Origin of the sequence: Pontibacter sp. E15-1, from assembly GCF_022601975.1 — a bacterium.
Taxonomy (GTDB): Bacteria; Bacteroidota; Bacteroidia; order Cytophagales; family Hymenobacteraceae; genus Pontibacter.
Genome location: NZ_JAKVIR010000019.1, coordinates 64816 through 83391, shown reverse-complemented (window position 1 = coordinate 83391; position 18576 = coordinate 64816). Strand labels below are relative to the sequence as shown.

General features: G+C 47.1%; 19 protein-coding genes. 10 read left to right on the top strand and 9 right to left on the bottom strand.

Features of this window, described 5'->3' with window-relative positions; all coding sequences use genetic code 11:
- The first annotated feature begins 1 nt into the window (after position 1).
- From merTP to merB, 4 genes are all read left to right on the top strand, one after another.
- The gene (gene merTP / locus MKJ04_RS14395; RefSeq protein WP_241642343.1) at positions 2-622 is read left to right on the top strand and encodes a mercuric transport protein MerTP; all 621 of its coding nucleotides are present in this window, start codon (positions 2-4) and stop codon (positions 620-622) included.
- A 123-nt stretch (positions 623-745) separates the two neighbouring features.
- A complete protein-coding gene (locus tag MKJ04_RS14390; protein WP_241642342.1) occupies positions 746-1039 on the top strand; it encodes a cation transporter in 294 nt (97 codons plus the stop codon).
- A gap of 55 nt (positions 1040-1094) precedes the next feature.
- Positions 1095-3026, top strand: coding sequence for a mercury(II) reductase (merA, locus tag MKJ04_RS14385; protein ID WP_241642341.1), 1932 nt, complete (start codon positions 1095-1097; stop codon positions 3024-3026).
- A gap of 67 nt (positions 3027-3093) precedes the next feature.
- Positions 3094-3693: an organomercurial lyase gene (merB, locus tag MKJ04_RS14380; RefSeq protein WP_241642340.1), complete on the top strand. Its 600-nt coding sequence runs from the start codon at positions 3094-3096 to the stop codon at positions 3691-3693.
- A gap of 83 nt (positions 3694-3776) precedes the next feature.
- Here merB and MKJ04_RS14375 read toward each other — a convergent pair whose 3' ends face one another.
- The 4 genes from MKJ04_RS14375 to MKJ04_RS14360 form a co-directional block, all read right to left on the bottom strand.
- A complete protein-coding gene (locus MKJ04_RS14375; RefSeq protein ID WP_241642339.1) occupies positions 3777-4577 on the bottom strand; it encodes an SDR family oxidoreductase in 801 nt (266 codons plus the stop codon).
- Between the two features lie 134 nt (positions 4578-4711).
- A complete protein-coding gene (locus MKJ04_RS14370; RefSeq protein ID WP_241642338.1) occupies positions 4712-5092 on the bottom strand; it encodes a hypothetical protein in 381 nt (126 codons plus the stop codon).
- Positions 5093-5125: 33 nt separating this feature from the next.
- Positions 5126-5719 carry an SDR family oxidoreductase gene (locus MKJ04_RS14365; protein WP_241642337.1) on the bottom strand — a complete coding sequence of 198 codons (594 nt, stop codon included), beginning with the start codon at positions 5717-5719 and terminating at the stop codon, positions 5126-5128.
- Between the two features lie 452 nt (positions 5720-6171).
- Positions 6172-7515 (bottom strand): dihydrolipoyl dehydrogenase family protein, encoded by a 1344-nt coding sequence (locus MKJ04_RS14360; RefSeq protein ID WP_241642336.1) that lies wholly within the window; start codon positions 7513-7515, stop codon positions 6172-6174.
- Positions 7516-7806: 291 nt separating this feature from the next.
- Between MKJ04_RS14360 and MKJ04_RS14355 the strand changes: the two genes are divergently transcribed.
- The 6 genes from MKJ04_RS14355 to MKJ04_RS14330 all read left to right on the top strand — a co-directional run bounded on the left by MKJ04_RS14355 (position 7807) and on the right by MKJ04_RS14330 (position 13035).
- Positions 7807-7989, top strand: coding sequence for a hypothetical protein (locus tag MKJ04_RS14355; protein ID WP_241642335.1), 183 nt, complete (start codon positions 7807-7809; stop codon positions 7987-7989).
- Between the two features lie 542 nt (positions 7990-8531).
- Positions 8532-9959, top strand: a complete 1428-nt coding sequence (gene merA / locus MKJ04_RS14350) for a mercury(II) reductase (protein WP_241642334.1) — start codon at positions 8532-8534, stop codon at positions 9957-9959.
- 163 nt (positions 9960-10122) lie between these two features.
- Positions 10123-11031 carry a DUF2156 domain-containing protein gene (locus tag MKJ04_RS14345; protein ID WP_241642333.1) on the top strand — a complete coding sequence of 303 codons (909 nt, stop codon included), beginning with the start codon at positions 10123-10125 and terminating at the stop codon, positions 11029-11031.
- A gap of 62 nt (positions 11032-11093) precedes the next feature.
- The gene (locus MKJ04_RS14340) at positions 11094-11636 is read left to right on the top strand and encodes a hypothetical protein (RefSeq protein WP_241642332.1); all 543 of its coding nucleotides are present in this window, start codon (positions 11094-11096) and stop codon (positions 11634-11636) included.
- A 9-nt stretch (positions 11637-11645) separates the two neighbouring features.
- Positions 11646-11933 (top strand): hypothetical protein, encoded by a 288-nt coding sequence (locus MKJ04_RS14335; RefSeq protein ID WP_241642331.1) that lies wholly within the window; start codon positions 11646-11648, stop codon positions 11931-11933.
- A gap of 97 nt (positions 11934-12030) precedes the next feature.
- Positions 12031-13035, top strand: a complete 1005-nt coding sequence (locus MKJ04_RS14330) for an IS481 family transposase (protein ID WP_241642330.1) — start codon at positions 12031-12033, stop codon at positions 13033-13035.
- A 242-nt stretch (positions 13036-13277) separates the two neighbouring features.
- Here MKJ04_RS14330 and MKJ04_RS14325 read toward each other — a convergent pair whose 3' ends face one another.
- The 5 genes from MKJ04_RS14325 to MKJ04_RS14305 all read right to left on the bottom strand — a co-directional run bounded on the left by MKJ04_RS14325 (position 13278) and on the right by MKJ04_RS14305 (position 18455).
- Positions 13278-15125 carry a glycoside hydrolase family 15 protein gene (locus MKJ04_RS14325; protein WP_241642329.1) on the bottom strand — a complete coding sequence of 616 codons (1848 nt, stop codon included), beginning with the start codon at positions 15123-15125 and terminating at the stop codon, positions 13278-13280.
- A gap of 529 nt (positions 15126-15654) precedes the next feature.
- Complete coding sequence (locus MKJ04_RS14320; protein ID WP_241642328.1) at positions 15655-15948, bottom strand: hypothetical protein; 294 nt, start codon at positions 15946-15948, stop codon at positions 15655-15657.
- 52 nt (positions 15949-16000) lie between these two features.
- Entirely contained in the window at positions 16001-16669 is a 669-nt protein-coding gene (locus MKJ04_RS14315) for a hypothetical protein (protein ID WP_241642327.1), read from the bottom strand.
- A gap of 182 nt (positions 16670-16851) precedes the next feature.
- Positions 16852-17811, bottom strand: coding sequence for an NADP(+)-dependent, decarboxylating phosphogluconate dehydrogenase (locus MKJ04_RS14310; RefSeq protein ID WP_241642326.1), 960 nt, complete (start codon positions 17809-17811; stop codon positions 16852-16854).
- 158 nt (positions 17812-17969) lie between these two features.
- Positions 17970-18455, bottom strand: a complete 486-nt coding sequence (locus MKJ04_RS14305) for a DUF1440 domain-containing protein (protein WP_241642325.1) — start codon at positions 18453-18455, stop codon at positions 17970-17972.
- Between the last annotated feature and the right edge of the window lie 121 nt (positions 18456-18576).

Genomic DNA, 18576 nt, shown 5'->3' with positions numbered 1-18576 from the left:
TATGGAAAGAACAGAGTCAAATTCAAAATGGATAGGAGCCACACTGGGAGCGGCCTTTCTGGCCTCATTATGCTGCATTACGCCCATCTTAGCTATCATAGCCGGTATAGGGGGGGCTGCATCCGCTTTCTCCTGGATGGAGCCTTTTCGTCCTTACCTGATCGGGCTGACGGTGTTGGTGCTGGGCTTTGCCTGGTATCAAAAGCTTAAGCCTAAAAAGGCAGCGGTAGACTGTGCCTGTGACGATGAGGAAGAGAAGCCGTTCCTGCAGTCCAAGACTTTCCTGGGAATTGTAACGGCATTGGCTGTCTTGTTGCTTTCTTTTCCTTACTACTCTGACGCTTTTTTCCTGGCTCCGGCAAAAGATGTAGCAGTGGTGGCGAAGGCTGATTTACAGGAAGCGAGTCTTCGCATACAGGGAATGACCTGCGAAGGCTGTGAAAGCAGCGTGAATTATGCTTTAACAAGTAAGGCAGGAGTTATAGAGGCAAACTCTGACTATCAGACAGGCACTGCCCTGGTGAAATACGATGCTTCCGTGGTAGGCCCCGATGCCTTAAAAGAGGTCATAGAAAAAGAAGTGGGGTATAAGGTAACCAAAATGGAGATTGTTCAACAGTAAAATATTAATCGATAATTCAGACACGTTATGCAAAAATTATTTTTGATTCTTTTAGTTCTGGGCTTTACGCTTAGTTTTAGCCTGAATGCCCAAGCCCAATGCTGCAAGCCAAAGAGTACAGCCATGGCAGTAACCAGCAATGGAAACAGTGTGAAACAAGGAGTAAAGCAGGAGAAGGCCGAAACAGTAAAACTGAAGGTCACCGGTATGACCTGTGCCGGTTGTGCCAGCCACGTGCACAAGGTTTTAAGCCAAACCCCGGGCGTGGTGGGTAGTACAGTAGAATACCCTGGTGATATTGCGGTTGTAGACTATAACCCGGACAAAACGAAGCCACAGGCGATTATTGAAGCCATAGAAAAGAATACTCCATACACAGTGGAGGTAGTAAAGGATAAAGCCCGGAAAAAAAGCTAAACCGGCCTTTCTTTTAATCCATGTAAGCTGGCAACTTTAATAGAAGTGAAAGTTTATGAATAAAATAAAAAATATGTTCTCAGATAAATCTAATGAAAAGGACTCCAGTAAGGCTGCAGGCGAAGAGGTAGTGTTAAAAATCTCAGGAATGACCTGTGATCATTGTGCTGCGGGTATTGAGAAAAAAGCCGGCAGTATTAAAGGTGTGCTAGACCAGCATGTAAGTTATAAAGATGGTTTGGGCTCTTTTACATTTGACCCTCAGAAGGTGTCTAAGCAGCAAATTATAGAGGCTGTGAACAGCATGAAAGGCTATCAGGTGACAGGTGAAGTTGAAGCTGCACCTCGTGGCAGAAGCCAGGAAGAGCTTGAGCTTGAAATCGAAGGCATGACCTGTGACCACTGTGCCGCTTCCATTGAGAAGGAGTTCGAAAATAGGGCCGGTATCTATAGTAAGGAAGTGAGTTATAAAAACGGGAAAGGCACCTTTACTTTTGACCCTGAAACCATCACAAAAGATGAAATCATCCAAACGGTGAACCAGGGCAACTATAAAGTAAAAAATGCAGCGGGTGGAAACGTGGAGGGTGCCGGAAAAGGCCAGTACGATCTGATCATCATTGGAGGAGGCTCTGCAGCATTCTCAGCTTCCTCCGCCGCGGCGGAAATGGGCTTGTCTGTGCTGATGGTGAATGCAGGGCTGGATATTGGAGGGACCTGCGTGAACGTGGGCTGTGTGCCTTCCAAGCATCTGATCCGGAATGCGGAGCAGATACACAAGGCGATGCATTCCCCTTTTAAGGGTGTGTCGTCGGCAACGCCTGAAGTGGATTATAAGGCCATCATCAGGCAGAAAAAAGAACTGGTAGCTGCGCTGCAAAAGAAGAAATACGTGGATGTGGTAAACCAACTGGATACGGTAGAAGTGCTGGAAGGCTGGGCCAGGTTCGTGGATGCCCACACCATTGAAGTAAACGGGAAACAGTACAAAGGAATGAAGTTCTTGTTGGCTACCGGAGCCACTACCAACGTGCCGGCAATAGAAGGATTGAAGGAGGCAGGATACCTTACTAACGAGAGTCTGTTTGATCTGGAAGAACAGCCGGAGCACCTTCTTGTGCTGGGGGCGGGATACATTGCCTTGGAAATCGCGCAGGCCTACAACCGTTTCGGCACGAAAGTAACCATACTCCACAGATCCGAGAGAATATTGAGGACACAGGCCGCAGACATTACCGATGAACTGACCACACACTTCAGAAATGAGAGTATTGACATCCGGACCAATGTACGGATTGAAAGATTTGAAAGACAGGGAGGCAAAGTCAGGGCCTTTACAAATGAAGGATTCGTTGAAGGGTCGCATATCTTAGTGGCCACAGGAGCAAAGGCCAATACCTTTAACATGGGTATAGATAAAGTAGGCATAGCGCTTCTGCCATCGGGGCACATACAGGTGAACGAAAGGCAGGAGACGAATGTGAGCCACATCTATGCCGCCGGAGACTGCACTGCTACGCCGGCATTTGTTTATACGGCAGCCAAAGAGGGCAAGGTAGCAGTGCTGAACGCCTTTAAAAGTTCCGGTGACATTGTAGATTACACGGCTCTTCCGTGGGTGGTTTTTACGGACCCGCAGGTAGCCGGCGCAGGCTTGGATGAGAGGGAGGCAGCGCAGGCGGGTATTCCTTTTGAGACCAGTACCATTCCACTCTCCGAAGTGCCCCGAGCACAGGCAGCCTTAGATACCAGGGGCTTTATCAAACTTATTAGAAACACGGAAAACGACAGGCTCATCGGGGGTAGGATTATTGCGCCCGAAGGAGGTGAGCTGGCCATGCAACTAAGCCTGGCCATTAAAGCAGGCATGACTGTAGCGGAACTGGCCGATGCGTTCCACCCATATCTGACCCTGTCGGAGGGAATCAAACTGGCGGCCATCACATTTAATAAGGATGTGTCGGAGCTGAGTTGCTGTGCGAGTTAAGCTATAACCAAGGGGGCAACCAAATGCCCCCTTTTTCATGTAACCATAAATATAAATCAGGAAAGTAATGAAGGAGAGTTGCAGCCCCCTTATAAAGCGGTTTGAGCTACAGATCAGCGAGGCTGGGCAGCGTGGGAGCGAAGCAGTCTATGCACATCTGATGAATGGCGAGCCGCTGCCTGTGGATCGTTTTGCCGAGCTGCTTCATATGGATGCTGCTGAAGCTCAGGAAGCTTTGGCTTCCTACGGAGAGGTGGATGCCCAGGGACGGGTGGTAGGCTTCCTTGGCCTGTCATTAGTGCCTACACAGCATAAATTGATAGTGCAGAATAGAACCCTTTACACCTGGTGTGCGGCTGACGCCATCTTACTGCCACAATTTTTGTCTTTCTCCGCCTTGATAGAATCAAAAGACCCTGTTAATGGGGAGTTGATTAAGCTCTCTGTAAACGAGGATTTTCTGGAGTGGACTGATCCGGTTCCGCTTTCTGTTTCGTGGGTGGAAGATGCGGATAGCTGCCACATAAGCGACAGCTTTTGCCAGCGCTCCCATTTTTTTGCAAACCAGGAAACCGCTGCAAAATGGCTGTCGGAAAACCCAGATGCTAAAATTTCTCACGTGGAAGATTTTTACACATTCGTGCGTGGCGGCAGAGGGTGCTGTTGACCTTCATAGAGCCATCCTGAAATCTTCTCAGATCCTGTAAGGGAAAGATAATGACGCAGCATAACTTTTTATAATTGCAAAGCTTATCCGTTACCTACAAAGCCAGGATAAAGTGTCATGCCTCCGTCAATGACCAGCGTTTCACCATGCACATAGTCTGAATCATCGGAAGCGAGCCAGACAGCGGCATTGGCAATATCTTCAGGAACGCCCACCCTGCCATACGGAATCAGTTCGAGGAGTTTCTTCTCTGATTCCGGGTCTGCCCAGGCAGATCTGTTAATGGGCGTTTTTATGGCCCCTGGCGCGATACTGTTTACCCTAATTTTATAAGGTGCAAGCTCCTGCGCGATGGACTTCATGAGCAGCATGACGCCTCCTTTTGAAGCGGCATAGTTGACATGGCCCGCCCAGGGAATCACTTCATGCACGGAGCTGATGCAAATAATTTTACCGGCAGCAACAGAGCGCCCTTCGACGACTCCACGGCGGATAAACTCTTTGGCCGCCTCCCTGGCGCACAGAAACTGTCCTGTCAGATTGATTCCGATCACTTTCTCCCAGTCATCTAACGTCATATCTACAAAGGATGCGTCTTTCTGCAGCCCGGCGTTGTTGACAAGAATATCGATGGTGCCGAAGGCCTCGAACATTCGCCCGAACATTCTCTTGACGTCGGCCTCTTTGCTGACATCAGCGCCTATGGCAATGGCGTTTCCTCCTTCTGATGTTATCTCTTCTACTATTTGCTGGGCACTGCTTTCATTGCTGTGAAAGTTTATGACCACATTTGCTCCTTCTCTGGCCATGGCCAGTGCCATGGCTTTCCCGATTCCCGAGCTTGAGCCCGTAACAAGCGCCGATTGCCCTTTTAGTCGTTGCATATTTTATAACAATAAGATGTGAACTGCTTTGTTGCCAAAAAAATGTTGAAGCGTGTTTTGGCTGCTGTACTTGAGTAGAGTGATAAAGCCAACTTTATGGCGCTACGCATTCCTTCAACAAACATACGCCTTGCTTATTCAGTCGACCCGGCATTGTAAAGAAGCGCTATGGCAGCGACTCCGGCAAAGAGGGCGGCAGCAATGGGAACCTTCGGGTGCATGCCCAGCCAGACTTCCTTGCTTTCTGATTTCGCTTTTGAATCGAACCGGCCGTGCGCCCCGTATTCTCCTTCCACCGGTTCGAACAGATTGTCCGGTTTGTCCTCCGCCTTCTCCGATGTCAGCTGGCCCTTATAGCCTGTCATCGCTAGATATCTGTCACCTATCCCGGGAAACAGCTTGTTGCCTACAACCGCCACCAGCGTAGAGGTTCCCACCATAAACTCCCTTACGTCATGGTAGGCTGAATAATAGATGGCCCTGGCCGAGACTTCAGGCTGGTAAATGGTGCCCATTGGGCGGGGCTTGTTTGGCATTTTGTTGCGTGCCTAATCAAACTGAGGGGTGTTCATGGCTGGCAGCTGCGGCATAGTCACGCGCACGTTGCTTTTATCGTGCAGCAGCTCTGTTCTCAGGGAGTCGAAGAATCCCTGCACGGCATGCTTGGAGGCACAGTAGGCAGACTGAAGCGGTATGCCTCTGTAGGCCAGAGCTGAACCCACCAGCACGATACTGCCCCTGTCTCTGGGCAGCATACGCTTCAGGGCTGCCAGCGTGCTATACACCTGCCCCAGGTAGTTGACTTCTGTTACCCTTTTGTATTCTTCCGGCTTCATCTCCTTTACCGGACTTAGTACCCCTACCATGGCATTGTTCACCCACACATCTATCGGCCCCCATTTCTCCTCTACCTGAGAGGCTACCGCGTCTAATTGCTCAGCGTTGGCCACATCCACAGAGAAAGTTAATGCCTCGCCGCCCATTTCCTCTATCTCTTTTTTGGCAGCCTCGAGCCTGCCCTTTCCCCGGGCCAGCAGGGCCACCCGTGCCCCATGGCTGGCAAACTCCTTTGCAATGGCCCGCCCTAACCCGGCGGAAGCTCCCGTGATGACGACTATGTCCTTTTTGTTTTCTTTCTCCATCCTTTCTGCATGCTTAATTTCTGTTTTCCCTCAGACTGATGTTCCTCCTGGGTTCTGTGCCGGCAAGGAATCATTCCTTTTCATTGTGGCGCCGATCCTGCATAAAGACACCCATGGCATGACATTTACCTCTTTTTGATCTGCTTAAACAGCCAGGCAATAAGGAGTATTGCAATAACCAAAAATAGGATCATCCATATCCACATAAAGATGCCCATGTCGCCACAGCAGTTTTCCATCATATCGTTCATATTCATTTCTTTGAGTTAAGTATAGTAACATGTGGGTTCTTCCGGCTTTTTAGCGATAAAAGTCAGATTTAACCACATGTCGTTGCATAACCAATTGAAAATCAAACAATTAATTATTTGGCAAACTTGTAATTTCTTAGTTTGCGCTAAAAAGCCGGAAGAACCACATGTGCTGCTGCAGATCCTCTGCTCAGCATCTAATTAAACCATGTATACAATGTCCGAAGCATTAGTTGGATAAGAGAAAATCATTTTTTTCAGCTCACTTCCTTTCACCTTAGCATTCATGGCCACTGCAAAAATGTTGATCACCTCTTCAGCATGTGGGCCCAGTAGATGCGCGCCAAGGATCTGGTCTGTTTCCTTGTCCAGGAGAACCTTGTAAGCCGAGATGGGCTCATTAAGGCGCCTGGACGAAAACCACCCGGTTGTTTCCTCGGTTTTAACTTTATAGTTCAGTCCCTGCCTTTGCGCCTCCTGTTCTGTAAGCCCCACAGCAGCCAGGGCAGGAATGGTGAACACATTGGAAGGAATATGGCCATACTCGATTTTCTTATGGTTCCCTTTCAGCAGGTTACTGGCTGCAACAAGGCCCTCCTTGCCGGCAACAGGGGTCAACGGCAAACCTTTGTCGTTGACATCCCCGCTGGCATAGACATTGGGGTTGGAGACGCTCTGCATGTACTCGTTGACTTTTACGCCTCTTCTGCCATGGGAGACATTGACCTTTTCCAACTGTAAATCCTCTATATCAGCAACCCTACCTGCCGCGTGTACAGCTAGCGAAGTAGAAAAGCTTATTTCCTTGCCGGCAGATGTTGCACGTACAATAAGTTTCCCGTTTTCCTTGGCTATCCCTTTTACCTCTGTATTCAGAATAACCTCAACCCCCAATTCCTGGGTAGCCTTTACAAGGTTATTTACCAGATCCGCATCAAAGTTTTTCAGGGGCCGTTCACCGCGCTGTATGATCTTTACCTTTGCCCCCATCCTGGCGGCCAGGTGTCCGAACTCAAAGGCGATGTAGCCCCCACCAATCAGCAATATGTCATCCGGAAGCTCCTCCAGGTCCAAGAAGTCTGTGCTGTCTATCACCAGCTCTTCGCCGGGAATAGACAGCTTCATAGGCTTTGCCCCATTGGCCAGCACAAACTTGTCTGCCCGCAGGGTTTCCCCGTTTATCTCGAGGGTATTTTCCGATGTAAAGCGGGCCCGGCCATGGTAGGTAGTAATGTCTTTCTTATGTAGGCTTTTCTCCTTTCTTGAAGGTACGGGCTCGGTGAAGGTGCGCTTGAACCGCATCATATCTTCCCAGGAGAGCGAGGCAGGGGTTTTAACACCTTTATGGCGCAGTCTCTCGGAAAGGTCAAGGGCGTGGGTAATGCCCACCAGGACTTTTTTAGGGTCACAGCCTCGCAGGGCACATGTGCCGCCGAAAGGGAGTGAATCAATGACGGCTACTTTTTTCCCCGCCGAAGCACATTTACTAGCAACAGATGTGCCTCCTGATCCAGTGCCGATTACGATTACATCAAATTCCGCCATACTATTTTATTTAACGACTACTATATTTAAGTACTTAATTAATTAATTTACAATTGTTATTTTCAACGCCTTTTCCTTTAAAAGGTTATCACTCCCTTCACCTCAAAGAAAGACTATTTGATTAACACGGCAGGAACTACAATGGAGAGGAACATATCCTGCGATCAGTGCTATTGTTTAGGTTGTGATCATAAGTAGCCTAAGAATGAATCTGAGCTTATATAGCCAACCATTAGGGCATCGAGTCGTAAAACAATTTAAGCAAGTATTTAAACACTTAACCAAAGAGCTATGAAAAACGAAATCAAGGATCAGTCCGGCAAAGTGCTGTTCAGCACAGAGCAAGCAGGCAATAGGCTGAATGTCAGTGATGCCCAGGGCCATTACTTCTGCTGCGTTGAGCATGACGGGAGTAAACTGAATGTCAAGGACAAGAATGACAATGTGATTGCTTCCAGCAACCCGTCAAAATAAGGCAACAACTAAACAGGGGGCAGCCTTTTAGCTGCCTCCTGTTTAGTTGTTGCCCTTTACCCCAAATACATATTCTAATGCCTGTGTAAGCCTTTTTCCATGAAGTCAGAAAATAGGTTAGGCTGGGGAGCTGTTATGTTTTTCGGCCTTCTGCATCTTCTTTGCTGCGGATTGCCGGTTGTGCTCATGCTAATGGGTCACTCAGTTACTTCTCTAATTTTACCCTGGGCAGTCATTATAACGGTAGCCACTCTCGTCGGCATGACAGGCCTGGTATGGTACGCTCTGCGGAAGCCGGCCACCGATTCGGGTAAAGATAAGAGGGGCAGGCAGGGCAAGAATTGAGTGTGAAGAATGTGTGGGTCAAGGGCCTGGGTGCCCCTGGGGGATGCCTCTACTGGCCTTCAATGAAAGCTTCTGAAGCCGGGCTTCCTGACATGATTGAAAAGATTATGTAAAATTAAGGTGCGGTTATAGAATCAAAATAAAGAAAAGCAACAGCTGAATAAATATAGAATACCTGACTACTAATGTGTTTAACTATGGCAAGCTTTAATGTTTCTCCGGAGAATAAGTATGAGTTAATTATTATAGGTGGTGGCTCTGCAGCCTTTGCAGCAGCGATCAAAGCCAATGACCAGGAGATCAAAACCTTAATTGTAAATGGCGGTCTCCCAGTTGGAGGAACATGCGTGAACGTGGGTTGTGTGCCCTCTAAGTTTTTGATAAGAGCGGGAGAGGCTGTTCACAAAGCCTCCTATTCCTCTTTCAGAGGGGTAATGCCCCAGCAGCCGAAGGTGGACTTCAAAGAGATAATTCGCCAGAAAAAGGAACTGGTTGCAGACATGCAGCAGCGCAAATACATCGATATACTAAAGGAGCTGCCTTATGTGAAGATCATAGAAGGCTTCGCAGCCTTTGTAGGCGAACGCACCATTGAAGTTGACGGTGAACAATACGGGGCGCTTAAAGTAATTATAGCTACCGGCGCAACAACCTATATCCCACCTATTGAAGGACTGGACGCAGTCCCGTCCTTGACTAACGAAACGCTCTTTGACATGGAAGAGCAGCCCGAGTCCATGATCATTCTGGGTGCTGGCTATATTGGCTTGGAAATCGCCCAGGCTTACAGCCGCCTGGGAACAAGGGTTATCATATTGCAGCGCTCAGAGAACATCCTTTCAAAAGAGGCCGAGGACCTTACCAGCGAGTTAAGAAGATACATGGAGGAGGACGGTATCCAGTTCCTGACAGGCAGCACAATAAACAGGATCTGGCAGGAAGGCGACAGCATAAAAGTGGCATATGAAAGGGCAGGCGCCACACCTACCATTGAAGCCTCTCACCTCTTAGTGGCGACAGGCACAAAAGCAAATACAGAAGAGTTAGCCCTGGACAAAGTAGGAGTAACAGTGGATGAAAGGGGACACGTGCTCGTGGATGCTTACCTGCAAACTTCTAACCCGGATGTTTTTGCTGTTGGGGACGTTACCAGCCTGCCCGCCTTTGTCTATACAGCAGCTTATGAAGGAGGGCTCGCCCTGCAGAACGCTTTTTATCAGCCAAAACAGGAAGTGAATTTCAATGGGCTTTCCTGGGTGGTGTTCACTGACCCGCAAGTAGCTGGGGTAGGCATGGACGAAAGAGAGGCAGAGCTGAGGGGCATTCCTTACCAAGTGACCGTTCTTCCACTTACTGAAGTCCCAAGAAGCATCGCTGCCCTGGATACCAGAGGCTTTATAAAGCTGATCAGAAACCCGGAAACGAACCTGCTGTTAGGGGCAAGAATTCTGGCTCCAGAGGGAAGTGAGCTTTCGGTAGAAGTAGGCCTTGCCATCAGGTATAACATCCCTGTACATGACTTGATCGCCACATTTCACCCTTACCTGACATTAAGTGAGGGTATCAAACTGGCTGCTTTGTCCTTTACAATGGATGTATCGAAATTGAGCTGCTGCGCTGCGTAATGGTAAACAAAAATAAACCGTGCCCCTGTAGTAGCCACCACTTGATAGAACAGTATGAACCATTCGAGCAACGTGCAGGCATTTTCTTCGGCTTGTTTCCTAAGGAGCCTGCCCATGCCGAAGAGACGCTCCAGGCCTTCACGATCCCTATGAATTTAACACAATGGTGAACAAAGACTTCAAAAAGGTGACAATGGAAGATAAAGAAGAGATCAAAGCTCTTTTGCGCGAATATTCTTCCTTTTGCCTTTCAGCTTTCACTTTTTCCAGCCTTGTTTCCTGGGAAACGGTCTATCATTATCAATGGACTGTTTCTGGTCAGACCCTCCTGATAAAGTTTATAACCCCGGAAGACAAGCAAGAGCATCTGTTACAACCCGTTGGAGAATTTGGCTCTGAACTGCAGCAGGAGATTCTCCGGTATGCTGCAACGCTCAGCTACAAATTGAAAATATATGGTGTTTCTGAATCTTTCATAAAAAGGTACCCAGAGTTTATTTCTCATTTTGAGCGGACTGAATACCGGGATATGGACAATTACATTTACTCGGCTGAAGATCTGGCCAAGTTAGAAGGCAAACGCTATCAGCCTAAGCGTAATCTGCTCTATCAGTTTGAGAACAAGTACAATTGGACCAGCGAATCAGTTTCCCAGGAAAATGTATCGGGCTGCTTTGAGGTTTTACAAAAGGTATATACTCCGGACAAAGCAGATACAAACTCTTTTCTTGGACAGGAACTCAAGGTTTTAGAATTTGTTTTAAACCATTTCACACTATTGGAGCAGCATGGGATTCTAGTAAGGATAGATCAGGATCCTGTAGCCTTTTCCCTGTTCGAAAACCTGAATCCCACGACCTGTGTCGTTCATTTTGAAAAAGCAATAAGGGAATACAAAGGCTTATATCAAATGATCAATAGGGAAACAGCTAAATATATTTTTGCAAGGGGGTATCAATACATAAACAGGGAAGAGGATTTAGGAATTGAAGGGCTAAGAAAGGCAAAACTCTCCTATTATCCGTTAACCCTGTGCCCTGCCCAGGCCCTAACCTTTTTAGGTGATTCCTAAGCTTTTAAACCTCTACCTTTCTATTACTGCCATACATATTTTCCGTCTTGCCAATTAACCATATGCTTTTAGAACCCCTTATCAAAGATTTTGTTTCTGAATTCAGGACCCTTCTCCATGTGGAGCTGTACAATACAGCCGGATTAAGGCATGAGCTGGTTTCCTATTTAGATGGAGCTCTGTCCCTAGAGAACTATGGGGTACAGGTTGAGCGGAAAGCAACAGCCGTTGTGCTGGAGCCATACGAAGCTGTTTCCCAGGAAGCCATTCTTGATATCTATATTTTTGAAAGAGCAGGCAAAGGCCAATTTTGTATACAGGTGATGGCCGTAAGCAGTCCTGATCAAGGTTCCTGGGCTGAAGCTTCTAAGAACATAAGGTTTCTCGAGGAACTGTCGGCACATGGCTTTAGGGAGACCGGCTTTTTCTTTGCTTATCAACAGCCTGGCCAACATTTAGAGATAGAGTTAATATTCCAGCGTTCTGAGCCTAGCTATTCGATGGTGTGGCAGGAACTGACTCCGGCTTCTCACGACAGTAAAGGACCCTGGATGTACTGTTTCATCCAGCCGGGTACAGTTGTACCTGCGAATAAGAACACCTGATAAAGGAAAATGGAAACTGTAAAGCTTACACATTTTAACTCATCCTTCCGAATCGAAGGAAACAACAAACGAAGAAGTTTAGAAATAAAAACTATTCGCTTAGTAGAAAGATTAGCTCCGGCGAACTTAAAGCTCCTGGTTTTAGATGAAAAAGACATACCTATCTTTAGCCAAGAAATACTCACAGCCGAGCAGAACCAGCATACGACAGTAAGTTTAAATAAGAAATTTGCCTTTTATGAACACCTATCAGTATGTGTGAAGGTCCAACAGATTCGCTACATTTTTACCTGTTGATTTAATCTAAGGATATTACTATTATTACTGCTGTGGACTTGTGGGTAACTCGACAGAGTTATCCATAAATCCACAGCTTTTTTTTGCCTGTGTCGCTATGAAAAAAGAGGAGCAGAAGCAGAAAGCAAGAGAGGATTGGATAAGGGTTTACCAGCAGCTAGGCTCTGTCAGCAAAGCTGCCCTTCGCTGCGGCATCGCCCGCTCCACGCTGCAGCGGTGGCTCAAGCGCCTGCCAGATGAAGGGCTGGCGGACCGTTCCAGAAGACCTCATAGGTTAGCCCGACAAAAATGGGATGATGATGTAATCAACCTGATTCTGGACATTAGGGACACCTGCCGCTTTGGCAAAATAAGGATCTGCTCACACCTTCTGCAGCATTACCAGATCAAAATCTCCCCCTCTTCTGTTGCCAGGATGCTTGAGAAGTACGATATGAAGTTGCTCAAGCGATACCGCAAGAAGAAAGAGTTTAAGCGCTACACCAAAGATATTCCGGGAGAAAGGGTACAGATGGATGTCTGTAAGATTGATACAGGTATTTACCAATATACGGCTATTGACGATTGTAGCCGCTTCAGAGTACTGCACACTTATTCCAGGAGAACAGCCAAAAACACTGTGGACTTTCTCGAGCGGGTGGTAGAGCAAATGCCATTTCCTATACAGCGGGTGCAAACTGACAGGGGCAGGGAGTTCTTCGGCATCGCTTTTCAGGAGATACTGCAGGAGTACGGCATCAAGTTCAGGCCCATCAAACCTCGCTCTCCCCACCTGAACGGCAAAGTGGAGCGAAGCCACCAGACGGACCTGCAGGAGTTTTACATGACGGCTAATCTGAAGGATCCATGCCTGAACGACAGGCTGGAGGAATGGCAGTTTCATTACAACTGGCACCGTTCCCACAGTTCCCTGAAGGGCAAAACGCCTATGGATATTATCACCGAAAAGTCTGCTCTGACCCCACTGTGGGAAGACATAGAGGCAAAGTATGACCCCGCCAAAGAACCGATACGTGAGCAGAATTACAGCCGGGAACGAAATCTCAGCAAATACAGGAAAAAAAAGAATGCCTGCCAAAGATTAGAAATGTCTAACTTCTGACAGGCCTATAGCTGTAGCGGATCTATAGAACCACTACACAGTATGTATTAGAACCATTCCATCAAATGCCGCTTTTTTAGTTGAAATCAACTTTGAGTAAAAAGAAGATTACCTCCCTTGACAGATGCGCCCACGAGCCTTAGGCTACTGCAATAGCCACTCTTCATGTTTCTGACCAGCTAATGGAAATTTTTCTCTAACTACCCTGGCACCCTTCTTTTGTTATCATCTTGCATGCCTTCTTATTCCCCTTTATCTACCTCTGCATCGAGCTTCCTGTTTAAGTCGCAGGCTGCGCTGATTAATCCAAGGTGAGTGAACGCCTGAGGGAAATTACCTAAATGTTCCCCACAATGTCCCAACTGTTCCGAAAAGAGGCCAACATGATTGGCGTAACCAAGCATCTTCTCAAAATAGAGCCTTGCTTTCTGTAGTTCACCGGTTCTGGATAAATTTTCTACATACCAGAAGCTGGTCATTGAAAAAGTACCTTCATTTCCACCAAAGCCATCACTCGCCGCCTTCTCCGGGTGATACCTGAATACCAGGGAATCAGAGACAAGCTCCTTCTCAATATAACGTAGCGTGGACAGCCAGAGCGGGTCCTTTGGGCTGATGAACTTGACCATAGGCATCAATAGAATTGATGCATCCACTGCTTTCGAGCCTTTGAACTGTACAAAGGAGGCGATCTCAGGATCCCAGAACTCACTGAATATGGAGTTGTATATTTTGTCTCTTTCTGCCTGCCAGCGTTGTTCAGGAAAGGGGAAGGAGCGGGATTCGGCAATTTTGATCGCTCTGTCAAACGCTACCCAGCTCATGAGCCGGGAATACAGGAACTCCTTCTTGCCGCCCCTGACCTCCCATATGCCATGATCCGCCTGTTGCCAGTTATCGCAGAGCCAATCAACATGCCGGGTAACATCACGCCAAAGATGCTGAGAGATGGGTTCTCCATACTTGTTGTACAGGTAGATGGAGTCCAGTAGCTCCCCGTAAATATCCAGCTGTAGTTGCCCGTAAGCATTGTTGCCTATTCGTACAGGTGCTGACTTTCTGTACCCCTCTAAATGGGCCAGCTCCGCCTCTATCAGCTCTTTCCTGCCGTCAATGGTGTACATCAGGCCCAAAGCCCCTCCGTCTCCGATGTCTTCACACCGCTGTTCCACCCACTTCATGAATGCCCCTGCCTCTTCTTTGAAGCCAAGCCTTACCAAAGCGTAAACAGTAAAGGAGGCATCCCGTACCCATGTGTACCTGTAATCCCAATTTCTAACGCCCCCAATCTTCTCGGGCAAGGAGAACGTAGGGGCGGCGATCACGGAACCGTACTTTTGAGATGTTAAAAGTTTTAAAGCAAGAGCAGACCGGTTCACTGCTTCCTGCCATCTGCCTCTGTATGTTGACTTGCGTACCCACCTTCTCCAGTAGCTTACGGTTGCGGCCAAGCCCTGTTCTACGTAGCCTTTTGCACCACTTAACGTTACTTCATCTGGTTTGGCGATTTCTAAAATAAAATCGGCAACTTCTCCTGTCCTTAGTGTGAATTCTGCAAAGCCGTCTCCTTCTAATACTTTTAAAGGAACTGTGCTTTTGAGGCGCACGACCACTCCGTCTTCTCCCGCGCTCCTAAACAAGATCTCCTGCTCATTTACTACTTCTGCTTCGTGGGTTGATCTTGCATAATTAAACCGTGGGCGGCAGTGTAACCTGTAGGTAAGCGCACCCCTTACATTTGTGAGCCTTCGGACTAGAACACTTCCTGCAGACGGGTCGCCTACAGGCATAAAGTCCGTGATTTCTCCAACACCGTCTTCACATAAGAACCTGGTCAGGAGCACATTGGTGTCTGGCAGATACAATTGTTTTAACTTCATACCCTGAAGGTGAGGGCAAATCTGAAAGTACCCTCCTTTGTCTTTGTCTAATAAGGAGGCAAAAATGGAGGGCGAGTCAAAATCGGGTAAACACATGAAGTCGATGGAGCCATTGAGACCGACAAGTGCTACCGTTTTCAAATCCCCTATGGCTCCATGGTCTTCTATCGGTTGATATTCCATATTGTCTGTTAGGCTTTGTTCCTTCATCTTGTCTTCTTGAATTTATTCATTGCTATCCCTTGGAGCATTCACTGTACCTGTCATGTATTTTCCTTTCCTCCAGAGCATATTAGTACCGGCCTCGCTTCATAAAGGCTTGAGTTGGCGCAATATCGAAACAGTCTAAGACGTAAAGGAACCCCGATGAATTGTTTTATTTAGGTTGGCACCCTCAACGGAATGTCTCTGATCTCCATCCGCTTAGCCTGCCGTGAGCAGAAGCGTTTATTGGAGATACTTTCTTTGTGTCACATATCCGGTGAAGAATCCCAGTCCAAAAACTCCTAAAACCACCGGAACAACTCTAAGCATCATTTTGCCGGGTCCTCCCGCGCATTTGTCGCAGCAATAAATCTCCCCGTTTTTTTCTACTCCGGGGCCAGGAAATTTCCCCTTGCATCTTGCGCATGTTTCCATTGAAAGCCTTTTGTTACGGTTCAGCCTTGTTCCTTCACTCTTAAACAGTAGAGCCTTTGTTTCCTTTACAGGTCAAATAACCCACAAAGATTTCAGTCGTTCAGGATTTTACTTCTCTACTTGTGGCAGCTTGGCTCTTATTCATATCTCTTATTTTACAGTTGCCATTGCATCCGCCTTCATTTCTTGGACAAGTAGGGCACCCTCTCTTCAGGTACCAGATAAAACCTATCACGCCTACTACAGCCAGTGTTGCACCCGCAACAGGCCAGGTGGGAGTCAGAAATGCAAGCGAAACGCCTGATAGCAACAGAAGGGGAATACCGCAGCACAAGAGATGCAGGACACCAAATAAAATAAATGCTTTGTTTCCTTTATTGTTTGAATTTTCCATCGTTGATACCTTAGGTAAAGGCCCCCTCTTTTAGGAGAGGGAGCCTTTACGGCTATTTTATAATTTCTGGTTGAGCCTCTATGAATTGCATCTTCTCAGCCATGACAATGGCAGCCAAATGCCATCTGTTGGCCCGGTGATAATTTCTGATAAAAGCGTCTCTGACTTCAGCTCGGTGGCTTAATGCTGCACCCCTGTTCCAGCGGTTCATGAAAGCTTCCACAGAAAAAATGTGGCCGACTAAAATCATTCTATCATCAATTGCCTCAGTTTCTATGCTTCCCAATTCTTCCACGGTTTTTGCATCTGTTTTAGCATTGTAAGGCGCTGGCAACTCATACCCCCCCTCTTCCAGAATATTTTTCATCTCCGTCAGGTTAGGCTCACATACATCGTGCCTGTAGGTTTCCATTGATTGTTTTATCATTGGATTCTTTAAGGTCTGAATGTAAAGGTTACACTGTCCCATACAGACATACTCTCTTAGGAAGCCTTGCGTAACAGCATAGTATTCACTCGCGTTCAGAGTCTTTCGTGTATGACGCTTTTTTTCATACATACTTTCAGGCTCTTCGCTGTATTGGGTACGGCCGTATTCACGCCCCACCTGAATATCCATATCCTTTGGGCTGTCAGCACTGTGAGTTCCTCCTGCCAACTTAGACACTGCCTTTTCTATGAAGTTCTGCTTCATTTCATTTCCTTCTAGTTTGTCTTCCATTTTTGTCTCCTTTCTAATTTAAGGTTCAATTAAAATACTTAACCCACTTTCCGTACCTTGATTGTAAGATATTAACAATGAGCGGTTTAAAAATAAATATTAAAGCATACGATTTAACATGAAGTTATAAATCAAATAGTTATAAGACAGGGTGCGGAAAGTGGGCTTAGTAGAAGATTGCTTTATGATTTGCCAGGGTACGGCGAGATTCTATCTTTCCCTCGCCCTCTTTTTATTCCTTCATTTGGTCCGAAAGGATGCTGACCAAAACCGTGGCGCATCATGGCGATTGCTTTTGCCCAAGTTTTATTTTTGTCGCGCGATATAAACAACTGCATGACAGACTGAGATATAACCGGCACGGGCACTTCCATGCGCATAGCATCATCGACGAGCCAGTTTACCTCGCCGGTATCTTCAATATAGCCAGGGATACCTTCCATGCCCTTCTGCTCGCTTAGTTGCTCTTCTAACAGCTCAATGAGCCAGGAGCGAATAACAGATCCGTGGTTCCAGGCATGTAGAATAGAGGGTAGGTTTAGCTTATGCCGAAAGTTCTCCAGCAAATCAACACCCTCGCCTATAGCCTGCATCATGCCAAACTCTATTCCGTTGTGCACCAGTTTGACAAAGTGGCCAGAGCCACTTGGCCCAGTGTGGACTACACCTTCCGGAACAGCAAGGCGCTTTAAGATAGGCATAATGATATCCGCTACTTCCTGCTCTCCGCCAAACATGAAGCTGGCTCCATAGCGTGCTCCTCTTACGCCTCCACTTGTGCCACAATCGGAGAAGAGGATACCCCTTGCTTTTAAAAATTCAGCTCTTCTGAGGGAATCACCCCAGTAGGAGTTCCCTCCGTCCACTATTACATCCCCCGGCTCGAGTACCTGGCTTAGGTCTTCGATGACTGTATCAACCACTGGTCCTGCCGGTAAATAGAGAAAGACAATACGTGTTCTTTGAAGATAATCCGTGATTTTACTTTTATCTTTTAAGTGTGCTATGTCTTTGCCTTCTAGTTCCTCCGGTAAGCTTGATCGATTAATGCCTACAACCTCAAAGCCTTTGTCAAGGGCGTTCAGTGCGAGGTTCTTGCCCATTTTTCCCAGGCCGATGATAGCAAATGCTGTGCGTTCCATAGCTTTTTAGTATTTCCTGTTGATGGTTACCTTAAGAACCAGGGTATGGAAAGGAAGTGTCCTTTGACAAGACTAAGAACTGTTCAAGCCACGGCCTGTTATATCGGCCAGAGGTAACCAGGTTAAATGATTAGTCTCTATACCATCCTGCCTGCATCTCAGACTACTTTATGAAGCAACTTGCATGTTCCTTCCGCGGCGGCAGTGAAGGTTAGGTGTCCCATCAGCCCACGCACGTGCGCATCAATCGGGAACTTCTGTGGGGGAGGGGTGATTTTGAAAGCTGTATTCACTAACTCATCGCCAATAAGGAAGAACAGCGTGCCGAACAGGGCGCCCCCAAACTTCGAGAGGACTGGATACTTTTTGCGTAAGGCCCCATAAAGAACACCCCAGGCGATACCATAGCCCCAGTGCATGCCCATAGACAGAGTTCTCATGGTCTCTTTAGAGGGGTTGACATTTACTCCATGGACAATTTTCTTTGTCATGGTTTTAAAAGGGGGCTCAGGCCGCAGCTTTTCTTCCAGGTCTTTTTTTTCCTGCGATTCATGCCTGTACATAAGCTTAGTTACTACGGGCATAGCCATAGTGCCTACTACACCAGCCACTCCTCCTATGAATACATCCTTTAAAGTGATCATAATACTTTCTTATTTAATTAATTGCTTAAAGCAGTTAATTAAATAACGCAAGCATCGATTATAAGTTTGGATTTTAGGTGATAAATGTCACTCCTTTTATAGGCTGGAGTTGATCAGGCAC